The sequence below is a fragment of the Bacillus sp. CIS52 genome, assembly GCF_053545315.1.
In genome coordinates, this window is record NZ_JBIUFR010000004.1 from 263,350 (window position 1) to 273,404 (window position 10,055).

Below are 10,055 nucleotides of genomic sequence, written 5' to 3' on the forward strand. Positions count from 1 at the left end.
TCGAATTTTTAAAAGTATTTATTTGCTTAGCCGATAACAGCTAAAATGTCGCTTTCACGTAAGATTAAGTATTCAGTACCTTCGTATTTCACTTCAGTACCGGCGTATTTTGAGAAGATAATGCGGTCGCCCTCTTTTACTTCTAAAGCAACGCGCTCTCCGCTTTCCAACACGCGACCTGAACCGGCTGCCACGATTTTGCCTTCTTGCGGCTTTTCTTTTGCAGAATCCGGTAATACGATTCCGCTGGCAGTTTTTTCTTCAGATTCTACGAGTTCAATGACAACGCGATCACCTAATGGCTTTAACAATGTAATAACCTCCTCAATAGTATGAATATGTAATTTTAGCACTCAGCTCTAAAGAGTGCTAACACAATTATTATAATAAAGAATCTCACTTCCAATTTCAAGTCATAAGAATAAAAAATTTTCACGCTTACATCATTCTCTCTTACAGCGATTTTCTCCTTTTTTCACGTCTGGTTCACTTGTGTTACAATAAGAACAAATAAGTTGATTTTATAGGATAAAGGAGTACATATCATTTGAGAAAACAGTATTGGTATATCATTTTGACATACGTTATCATGCAGCTTTCCGCATTGATCGGCATTCCTTTAATGTACAAATTCGGCTATGCGGGCGGGCATCCTACGAATGCGAATCTCACCATGGCTCAGGGGATTTATTCCGTCGTAAGCTTTTTTATCTGCCTGATTATCGTTCTCTTAATTTTGAGAACCGCGCCGAAGCAGACATTAAGAAACGGGAAGAAAGCATCCGCCGGCATGTCCGTTCTCTGGGCGGTCGCGGGAATATGGCTCGCTTTATTTTCTCAGGGTATCGCCGGAATGATTGAGCAGTATGTCTTTCACGTGAACAGCGGTTCTGAAAACACGAAAGCCATTCTCAACATTATTAAAGCCATGCCGCTCATGATTATCGTTTCTTCTATCGTCGGGCCGATTCTTGAAGAAATCATTTTCCGGAAGATCATCTTCGGTGTATTATATGAAAAAACGAATTTCTTTTTCGCCGGACTGATCAGTTCCGTCATTTTCGGCATTGTGCATCAGGACCTCACACACCTGCTGCTATATACGGCTATGGGCTTTACCTTTGCGTTCTTGTATGTGCAGACGAAACGGATTATTGTGCCGATATTCGCCCATGTCATGATGAATACCATTGTCGTGGTCATGCAGCTCGGCCCCGCCCAAAAATATATTGAACAGCATAGTGAACAAATGCAATTAATTATTGGAGGATTGTTTGTATGAGGAACCCAATGACTTGGGGCTTGATTTATTTCGCAGTCGGCTGTATCTTTACGTATTTGGCCGCAAGCTCGCCGGGAAGCATGTGGTCTTTTTATTCCATACTGCTGATGGTTTTCGCCGCTTATAATATCAGCATCTCGTTTAAAATGTTCGCTTTCTCATTTAAAGTGAAGAAAAATCAAAAATAAAAGAAAAGCCATTTCTCATCATGGAGAAATGGCTTTTTTTATGCTGATACGTCCTGATCGGATTCACTGCTGCCGGTCTGCCTTTTCCGGTACGCCGCTTTTGAGATCAGGATACTGATCTCATATAAAATGCAAAGCGGAATCGTAATCATCAAGTGAGACAGCAGCTCAGGCGGCGCAATCATCGCGGCGATCACGAGCAGCACAAAATACGCGTACTTCCTGATCTTCGATAAAAACATCGGCGTGACAACCCCGAGCCTCGTTAAAAACATGATCAGCACCGGCATCTGAAACAGCAGCCCGAACGGAATTGTCAGCTGCAGCAGAAAATGAAAGTACTCGCTGATTCCGATCACCTGATTGACATCCAAGTCATTCGAGACCCGCTTCATAAAATCAACGACCAGCGGAAATAAAATATAATAAGAAAATGACACACCGCCGACAAACAGCACGATCGAAATCGGAATATAGCTGAGTGTTACTTTGCGCTCCTTCTCATACAGCCCCGGGCTGACAAACGCCCAAATCTGATAGAGAATAATCGGCGAAGTCAAAATGATGCCGATAATAAACGCGAACTGCAAAAAGATAAACAGCGGATCCGTCAGGTTAAAAGCATTAAGGGTGAGCTCTTTTACTTCATCGGCTTTTTGAAGATACACAATGATAGGTTTTGCCAGAAAAAAGCCGGCAATAAAGAAAACCGTAAAGGATAACGCCACAATCAGCAATCGTTTCCGAAGTTCGGCAATATGCTCCACAAGCGTCATTTGATTCACTCTCATACGCGTCATCCTATCTTACTGTTCTTCTTTCTTTTTTTCCTCTTCTTCACCGGCTAATCCCTTAGTGGCGTTCTTAAATTCACGAAGCGTGTCCCCCGCGGCTTTTCCTAACTCGGGAAGCTTCTTCGGACCGAAAATAATCACCGCCACCACACCGATAACAGCCAGGCTTCCAGGACCGATCATGTGCAGCTCCTCCTTTCGTTATTCAATTTCTTCCAAAACAGAATAATGCTTTAAGAAATAAACCAATGATTGAAGCTCTACAGCTAAATCTATATGATGAATTCGAATGTGATCCGGCACATTCAAACGGGCCGGCGTAAAGTTAAGGATCCCCTTGATTCCGAGCGACACGAGCCGATCGGTGATTGACTGCGCGGCAACCGCCGGAACGGTAAGAATCGCCACGGGTTCATCCTTAATGTGAAGTTCTAAATCATTAAGATCATAGACAGGCACACCGCCTACCTCAGTTCCTATTTTACTCTGATTCACATCAAAAGCCATAGATATTTTTGTGTTATTATTTTTTGTGAAATTATAGTGAAGAAACGCCGTCCCTAAATTCCCGACACCGATCAAAATGACGTTCGTCGTTTCATCCTGATCCAATGTTTTTCTGAAAAATGACAGCAGGTAATCCACATTATAGCCGTATCCTTTTTTGCCGAGCGCCCCGAAATAGGAAAAATCCCGGCGGATCGTGGCCGAATCGACTTTTACCGCATCGCTCAGTTCAGCAGATGAAACGCGCTGCTTTCCTGACGCGTGTAAATTCTTTAAAAAGCGGTAATAAAGCGGCAGCCGTTTTGCTGTCGCCTGCGGAATTTTTGATTGATCCTTGTTCATGATTGGTCCTCCACTTTATACTCAGATGCATCTCTTTTAAAATCACCGTTTTTGCCTCCCGTTTTTTCCATGAGGCAGGTCGGGCCGATGACCATTCCTTTATCCAGCGCCTTGCACATGTCATAAACGGTCAAAGCGCAGACTGAAGCGGAAGTTAGCGCTTCCATTTCCACACCTGTACTCCCTTTCGTTTTTACGCTTGCCTGTATATGAAGAACGGCTTCGGAATCCTTTTCCTCCCAGCCGAATGAAATGTCGACGCTGCTTAAAGAAAGCGGGTGGCACATCGGGATAATCGCTGAGGTCTGCTTTGCAGCCATGATTCCGGCCACCTGTGCGACAGCCAGTACGTCTCCTTTTCCGATCTCGCGGTTTTTGATTCTGCTGTACACGTCATGCTTCATGTGTACGCTGGATATCGCAGCGGCAGTACGGACTGTTGAAGATTTATCGCTTATATCCACCATGCGGGCACGGCCTTCTTCATTAAAATGAGAAAATCCATTCATATTTAAACTCTCCTTACTTCTGATCATACACTATTTTCTCCCTGATGTCTTATCCTATAATGTTCCAATTCTGATGTATTGTTTGCTGACAGCAGGTTGATAAGCTACACTTAACTTATTATAACAGAGGTGAAATAATATGATGATCTTACAAATTAATCAGCTGTCCAAATCTTTTGGCGCTGATCCTATTTTAAACAATATAAAGCTTGAAGTCAGATCTCGGGATCGCATCGCCATTGTAGGCAGAAACGGAGCCGGCAAATCAACTCTCCTTAAAATTATCGCAGGTCACCTTTCATATGAAAAGGGTGAATTAATCAAACCGAAAGAATTAACGATGGGATATCTTGCCCAGCACACAGGCTTGGAATCCCAGCTTACCATAAAAGAAGAACTGCTGAGTGTTTTTGATTTCCTGAAAGCAATGGAAAAAGAAATGCGTTCTATTGAAGAAAAGATGGCTACGGCCGCCCCCGCGGAGCTTGAGACGCTGATGAAAACCTATGACAGGCTTCAGCAGGACTTCAAGGATAAAGGCGGCTATCAGTATGAAGCGGACGTCCGATCCATCCTTCACGGCCTCGGTTTCGGGAAATTTGACGATTCCGTGAAAGTGCAAAGCCTGAGCGGCGGCCAGAAAACAAGGCTTGCACTCGGCAAGCTGCTTCTGACCCAGCCTGATCTGCTTATTTTGGATGAACCGACGAACCATCTCGACATCGACACGCTTACATGGCTTGAGCATTATTTACAGGGATATTCAGGCGCCATCCTGATTGTCTCCCACGACAGATATTTCCTTGATAAAGTCGTCAGCCAAGTGTACGAGGTCTCACGGACAGAAAGCAAAAAATACCTCGGCAACTACAGCGCCTATTTAGAACAAAAAGCTGAGCAGTATGAGAAAAACCTGAAGCTGTATGAAAAACAGCAGGACGAAATCGCCAAGCTCCAAGATTTTGTCGACCGAAATCTGGCCAGAGCATCAACAACGAAAAGAGCCCAGAGCAGACGAAAGCAGCTTGAACGGATGGACGTCATGGCAAAGCCGCTCGGTGATGAAAAATCAGCCGCCTTCCGTTTTGACATTACAAAACAGAGCGGAAACGACGTCCTTCGCGTACAGGATGTTTCCATCAGCTATGACGGCCAGCCGCCGCTTTTGAAAAACCTGACCTTCGGCATTACAAGAGGGGAAAGCGCCGCCCTCGTCGGACCGAACGGGATCGGCAAGTCAACCCTGCTGAAAGCCATAATCAATACGCTCAGTCCGAAATCCGGGTCGATCACGTACGGTTCCAATGTCACAATCGGCTATTATGATCAGGAGCAGGCCGAACTGACCTCATCTAAACGCGTCTTGGACGAGCTGTGGGATGAATATCCGGACATGCCGGAAAAAGAGATCAGGACATGCCTCGGCAACTTTCTGTTCAGCGGAGACGATGTCCTGAAACCTGTCCGTTCTCTAAGCGGCGGTGAGAAAGCAAGAGTCGCGCTTGCCAAGCTGATGCTGCAAAAAGCAAACTTTCTCATCCTTGATGAACCGACAAACCACCTTGATCTGGACAGTAAAGAAGTGCTGGAAAACGCCCTGATCGACTATCCGGGAACGCTGTTATTTGTATCGCATGACCGCTACTTTATTAACAGGATCGCCACAAGGGTGCTGGAGCTGTCTCCGGATCATGCCGAAGAATATTTGGGTGACTATGACTATTACACCGAGAAAAAAGCCCAGCAGCTGGAATTGGAAGAAATGAAACGGCAGGAAAAAGAGCAAGCACAGCCTGCCGGCAAGGTCAAACAGGACACGAAAAGAACATACGAGGAAGAAAAAGAATGGAAAAAGAAAGAACGTCAGCGCCTGAGACGCATTGAAGAAATCGAAGCAGCCGTCTCATCCGCCGAAGAGAAAATCAGCGCCAATGAGGAGCTGCTGTGCGACCCTGACGTGTATCAGGATCATGAAAAGGTACAGACCATTCACACAGAGAACGAAGCTCTGAATCAAGAGCTGGAACGATTATTAGCGGAGTGGGAAGAACTCTCCTCAGAAGAATAGAAAAAGTCAAGCACCTCTTTAAGGGGTGCTTTTTTATCCACAGCTTTTCTCCTTGCCTGCTATTTAAGTAAGCGCTTTATACACACTATCCACAAAATTTTCTGACTTTATCCACTTTACTAACAACTTATAGACCCTTATCCAGCCTGGATTTCTGAATATATTCACAATCCTGTGGATATGTTAGAATTATCTGTTAATAAATTAAAAAAAGCCTCACGTTTTACAACGTGAGACGATCAAAAGATGTTAATTCCAAGCCGGGCTGTCCATTCATATCATATGAACCCCGGATTCCCTTTTCAAAAGCAACGGTTCCGGCAGCCGCAATCATCGCTGCATTGTCCGTACATAAAGAAAGCGGCGGGATAACAAGCTCAGGATCTCCCGGATGGCTGAATTCCTGCTGCAGAGCGGCTCTCAGCCCTTTGTTGGCGGCTACGCCTCCCGCAAGCAGCACTTGTTTAACCCCATATTCTTTCGCGGCCTTAGAGGTTTTTGCCGTCAGTACATCAATGACACTCTGCTGAAAGCTCGCGGCAAGATCCTCAGGAGGAATCACCTCATTTTTTTGCGAGGCGTTATGGAGCGTGTTAATCACGGCTGATTTCAGCCCGCTGAAGCTGAAATTGTAAGATCCCTCATCCAGCCACGCACGCGGAAGCGGAATGGAATCCGTTCCCACAGCAGCCAGCTTATCGATCTGCGGTCCTCCCGGATAAGGAAGCCCCATCGTTCTCGCCACTTTGTCGTAAGCTTCGCCTGCGGCATCGTCCAGCGTTTCTCCGATAACCTCGAATGAACCGTGCTCTTCCATATAAACCAATTCCGTATGTCCGCCCGACACAACCAAAGCAAGCGCCGGGAACTGAAGCTCCCCTACCAGTCTGTTTGCATAAATATGGCCCGCAATGTGATGGACGCCGACTAACGGTATTTGATGGGCAAAACTTAACGCCTTTGCCGCATTGACTCCGATTAACAGGGCTCCGACAAGTCCGGGTCCTTCCGTTACGGCAATCGCATCAAGATCGTCAAAGCCCATCTCCGCTTTTAAAAGAGCTTCCTCAATCACTAGGGTAATCTGCTCCACATGATGTCTGGACGCAATTTCAGGCACGACCCCGCCGAACCGTTTATGGCTTTCAATTTGAGAAGCGACTACGTTAGAAACGATTTCTTTACCGTTTTTTACGACTGAAGCCGCTGTTTCATCACAGCTTGTTTCAATTCCTAATACATAAATATCTTGTTTTTCACTCATGTAATGTCACCCACATTAATAACGCATCTTCCCCGTTATCTGTATAGTATTGTTTTCTGATTCCTCCGGCCTGAAGACCGAATTTTTTATATAAGGATTGGGCGGGATGATTCGAGACCCTGACTTCGAGAGAGAGCCTCCTTGCCTTTTTTTCTCTGCACAATTCTACCGCAGCTCGAAACAGCGCTTCTCCCAATGATTGGCCCCGGTATTCCGGCTTAATGGCTATGTTCGTAATCTGCGCGTCATCTATAATAATCCAGATTCCGCAGTACCCCGCCAGACAGCCGTCCTTTTCAATGACAAGGTAGTGCGCATACGGATTTTCCAAAAGCTCATGATAAAATGAATCCTTCGTCCACGGAGAAGTGAAGGATGCTGTTTCAATTTCATAAATTTGATCAATATCTTCCGGCCGCATGCTTCGAATCGCCGTTTTCGTTTTCATCCCCATCACCCTATTTTTGAGATTCCATCCATTTCGCTTCAGCCTCTGCCAGACGCAAATAATCCGGAACAAGGCTGTGGACATCCGCTTCTTCTTTTTCCAAGCCTAAAAACGCCAGCTCTGACGGCCGCGGATTATGCTGTGCAGCCGTTCCTATCACTGCTTGAGATGTCATTTCATGCAGAATGGTTTCTTCATGAATGGCTGTATCGTGTCCTAAAAATAAAACCGGTGACGCTTTTTCTTTCAGCATGCCGAGCCAATCAGTCAAAAGCACATTCTGATCAGGAAGAACGGATTGTAATCGGCCGTCCCGATATTCATAAAGTCCCGTATACACCTGTCCGCGCCTGGCATCAAATAACGGGCAGATCAGACCTTGAAAATGCCGTCCGTTCGCCGCCAGCACCTCAAGGCTCGACACAGCGGAAATCGGAAGCTTCAGCGACCAAGCCAAAGTCTTCGCCAGCGTCACACCGATTCTGACACCAGTGTACGATCCCGGTCCTTTCGCCACCGCTATTTTCGTGAGGTCCTGCGGTTTTATGCCGCAATCCTCCAGCAATGAATTGACAGCAGGCATCGCCCGCACGGAATGATTCTTTTTTAAATATGTAATATACTCCGCCATCACCGTTTTCTCACGAACGAGCGCGGCACCCAGCGTGTAATTTGACGTATCAATTGCCAGTATTGTCATGTTTATTAATCTCCTCACAAAGCGTTTCATACCGTGTTCCGCAAGCCGTAAAGGTAATGTCCCTTTCCTCATCACCGGCTCTCTTGATGACGATCTGCAGCCGTTCAGCGGGCAGCTGATCCTGAATTAAATGAGCCCATTCAATTAAACAGACGCCTTGTCCTTCAAAATATTCTTCAAGGCCCAAGTCTTCGCTTTCATCCTCCATGCGATACACATCCATATGATATAGAGGAAGCGAACCATCATGGTATTCTTTTATAATTGTAAAGGTCGGGCTGTTTACCACTCTTGTGATCCCCAGTCCTTCGGCAAACCCTTTTGTGAAAGTCGTTTTTCCCGCTCCCAAGTCGCCTTCCAGTGTCAGAATGTCTCCCGGCTTTGCCAATGAAGCGGCAAGCTTGGCTACGGCTTTCGTTTCTTCAGGGTTTTTCGTTCTCCATTGTAATGTCTTCAAAGTGAGTCACCCGTCTTATTTAAAATGATTGTATCCTTTTTTCTCAAGGACGATTTGTCTCTGATCATTGGCTGTCAAAAGAACACTTGCTTCCTTCCGTTCAGACACCGCTCCGATCTTCGCAATCGGAATGCCTGATTGGGTGCAGTAATCAAGCAAAGAGTTCCACTCCTGCTGAGAGACCGTTCCAGCCAATTCATAATCTTCTCCGCCGAATAACACCCATCTTTTCCACTGAGGATCTGCCTCAGGCAAATCCGGATGCACCGGCAGAAGCTGTTCTTCAATTTCTATCGTAACTGAGCTTGACTCAGCTATTTCATGCAGTTCACTGGCCAATCCGTCACTGATATCATTCAGAGCCGCGCGTTGAAGCTGAGAGCAGAAGCGGCCGACCTGAACCCTCGGCACGGGCCGTTTATGTTTTTCGATAAAATAATCACCCGTATGAAAAGCAGAAGGAAGTGTTTCTCCTAATAAAAGAGACAGCCCCGCTGCGGACGAGCCGATTTCTCCCGTAACAAACACAACATCCCCGGGTCTTGCCGAACTTCGCAGACAAGCTCGATTCTTTTCAACTTCTCCGATGACCGTAACGGTAATAACGGCTTGACCGGCAGCGGAAACGGTATCTCCCCCGATCAAATCCATCCGGTATAGTTTCGCCAGTTCCGCCATCCCTTCATACATTGCCTGGACATCAGCTTTCTGCCAGCAGGAGGGAACGGCAAGAGACACCAGATAAAACTTCGGAATGCCTCCCATCGCCGCTACATCACTAATGTTAACAGCGAGCGCCTTATAACCGATATCTTGAGGAGAGGAGTACTCTGATTTAAAATGGACACCCTCCACCATCGTGTCTAAACAGACAATTTGCTGCATATGAGATGACGCTGTATAAACCGCACCATCATCACCGATCCCAACATCGACGGAAGGATGATAATACGAATGCGGAGTAATACTGTGAATCAAATCAAACTCGTCCATGTTTCTCCCGTCTCCCTTTCTGACGCTCTTGTGAAATACAGCTCTTTCTAGTGTATCGGATTATGTTTCAATATCCAAGACTTTAACGGTATAAAAGAAAGCTTGGTTAGAAACCAAGCTGAAAGTATTAAAAGAAAACACAAAAAAAACGAAAACATGATCGTTTCGTTTACAATGAAAATGGCGGTCCGGACGGGACTCGAACCCGCGACCTCCTGCGTGACAGGCAGGCATTCTAACCAACTGAACTACCGGACCATTTTTATTTTTTGGTTGCGGGGGCAGGATTTGAACCTGCGACCTTCGGGTTATGAGCCCGACGAGCTACCGAACTGCTCCACCCCGCGATGATAAAATTTTAGAAAAGCTTGGCGGCGTCCTACTCTCACAGGGGGAAACCCCCGACTACCATCGGCGCTGAAGAGCTTAACTTCCGTGTTCGGCATGGGAACGGGTGTGACCTCTTCGCTATCGCCACCAAACCATTGAGAGTGTTCTCTCAA

The 10,055-nt window shown here is 46.1% G+C and carries 13 protein-coding genes, 2 tRNA genes and 1 rRNA gene; 3 read left to right on the forward strand and 13 right to left on the reverse strand.

Annotation, left to right across the window (positions count from 1 at the left end; all coding sequences use genetic code 11):
- Positions 1-26 precede the first annotated feature (26 nt).
- Entirely contained in the window at positions 27-311 is a 285-nt protein-coding gene (groES, locus tag ACH32G_RS15760; RefSeq protein WP_003155970.1) for a co-chaperone GroES, read from the reverse strand.
- A 236-nt stretch (positions 312-547) separates the two neighbouring features.
- On the opposite strand from groES, the gene ACH32G_RS15765 reads away from it, so the two are divergent.
- Together ACH32G_RS15765 and ACH32G_RS15770 are read left to right on the forward strand one after the other, a co-directional pair.
- The gene (locus ACH32G_RS15765) at positions 548-1,282 is read left to right on the forward strand and encodes a CPBP family intramembrane glutamic endopeptidase (RefSeq protein ID WP_060963432.1); all 735 of its coding nucleotides are present in this window, start codon (positions 548-550) and stop codon (positions 1,280-1,282) included.
- On the forward strand, positions 1,279-1,470 hold the full coding sequence (locus ACH32G_RS15770; RefSeq protein WP_003155975.1) for a YdiK family protein: 192 nt from the start codon (positions 1,279-1,281) through the stop codon (positions 1,468-1,470). The genes ACH32G_RS15765 and ACH32G_RS15770 overlap by 4 nt, the downstream gene beginning before the upstream one ends.
- A 38-nt stretch (positions 1,471-1,508) precedes the next feature.
- On the opposite strand, the gene tatC is transcribed toward ACH32G_RS15770, so the two are convergent.
- Genes tatC through moaC form a run of 4 tightly spaced genes read right to left on the reverse strand, consistent with a single transcriptional unit; the run spans position 1,509 to position 3,622 of the window.
- The gene (tatC, locus tag ACH32G_RS15775) at positions 1,509-2,270 is read right to left on the reverse strand and encodes a twin-arginine translocase subunit TatC (protein WP_095241917.1); all 762 of its coding nucleotides are present in this window, start codon (positions 2,268-2,270) and stop codon (positions 1,509-1,511) included.
- 6 nt (positions 2,271-2,276) lie between these two features.
- Positions 2,277-2,447: a twin-arginine translocase TatA/TatE family subunit gene (locus ACH32G_RS15780; protein ID WP_003155981.1), complete on the reverse strand. Its 171-nt coding sequence runs from the start codon at positions 2,445-2,447 to the stop codon at positions 2,277-2,279.
- Positions 2,448-2,465: 18 nt separating this feature from the next.
- Positions 2,466-3,113: a redox-sensing transcriptional repressor Rex gene (locus tag ACH32G_RS15785; protein WP_016937064.1), complete on the reverse strand. Its 648-nt coding sequence runs from the start codon at positions 3,111-3,113 to the stop codon at positions 2,466-2,468.
- Positions 3,110-3,622 carry a cyclic pyranopterin monophosphate synthase MoaC gene (gene moaC / locus ACH32G_RS15790; protein ID WP_003155986.1) on the reverse strand — a complete coding sequence of 171 codons (513 nt, stop codon included), beginning with the start codon at positions 3,620-3,622 and terminating at the stop codon, positions 3,110-3,112. The genes ACH32G_RS15785 and moaC overlap by 4 nt, the downstream gene beginning before the upstream one ends.
- Before the next feature lie 139 nt (positions 3,623-3,761).
- Here moaC and ACH32G_RS15795 point away from each other — a divergent pair, with 139 nt between their 5' ends.
- Entirely contained in the window at positions 3,762-5,690 is a 1,929-nt protein-coding gene (locus tag ACH32G_RS15795; protein WP_448814559.1) for an ABC-F family ATP-binding cassette domain-containing protein, read from the forward strand.
- Between the two features lie 223 nt (positions 5,691-5,913).
- Here the strand turns inward: ACH32G_RS15795 and tsaD are convergent, their stop codons facing one another.
- The 8 genes from tsaD to rrf all read right to left on the reverse strand — a co-directional run bounded on the left by tsaD (position 5,914) and on the right by rrf (position 10,034).
- Positions 5,914-6,954 carry a tRNA (adenosine(37)-N6)-threonylcarbamoyltransferase complex transferase subunit TsaD gene (gene tsaD / locus ACH32G_RS15800; RefSeq protein WP_016937066.1) on the reverse strand — a complete coding sequence of 347 codons (1,041 nt, stop codon included), beginning with the start codon at positions 6,952-6,954 and terminating at the stop codon, positions 5,914-5,916.
- Positions 6,947-7,402, reverse strand: a complete 456-nt coding sequence (gene rimI, locus ACH32G_RS15805; protein WP_016937067.1) for a ribosomal protein S18-alanine N-acetyltransferase — start codon at positions 7,400-7,402, stop codon at positions 6,947-6,949. The genes tsaD and rimI overlap by 8 nt, the downstream gene beginning before the upstream one ends.
- A gap of 10 nt (positions 7,403-7,412) precedes the next feature.
- Complete coding sequence (gene tsaB / locus ACH32G_RS15810) at positions 7,413-8,102, reverse strand: tRNA (adenosine(37)-N6)-threonylcarbamoyltransferase complex dimerization subunit type 1 TsaB (RefSeq protein WP_448814560.1); 690 nt, start codon at positions 8,100-8,102, stop codon at positions 7,413-7,415.
- Complete coding sequence (gene tsaE / locus ACH32G_RS15815; RefSeq protein WP_045926870.1) at positions 8,083-8,559, reverse strand: tRNA (adenosine(37)-N6)-threonylcarbamoyltransferase complex ATPase subunit type 1 TsaE; 477 nt, start codon at positions 8,557-8,559, stop codon at positions 8,083-8,085. The genes tsaB and tsaE overlap by 20 nt, the downstream gene beginning before the upstream one ends.
- 15 nt (positions 8,560-8,574) lie before the next feature.
- Positions 8,575-9,552: a thiamine-phosphate kinase gene (thiL, locus tag ACH32G_RS15820; protein WP_448814561.1), complete on the reverse strand. Its 978-nt coding sequence runs from the start codon at positions 9,550-9,552 to the stop codon at positions 8,575-8,577.
- A 181-nt stretch (positions 9,553-9,733) separates the two neighbouring features.
- Positions 9,734-9,810 (reverse strand) — tRNA-Asp (locus tag ACH32G_RS15825).
- Positions 9,811-9,822: 12 nt separating this feature from the next.
- A tRNA-Met gene (locus tag ACH32G_RS15830) sits at positions 9,823-9,899 on the reverse strand.
- A gap of 19 nt (positions 9,900-9,918) precedes the next feature.
- Positions 9,919-10,034: ribosomal RNA gene (gene rrf / locus ACH32G_RS15835) — 5S ribosomal RNA — on the reverse strand.
- Positions 10,035-10,055: the final 21 nt, after the last annotated feature.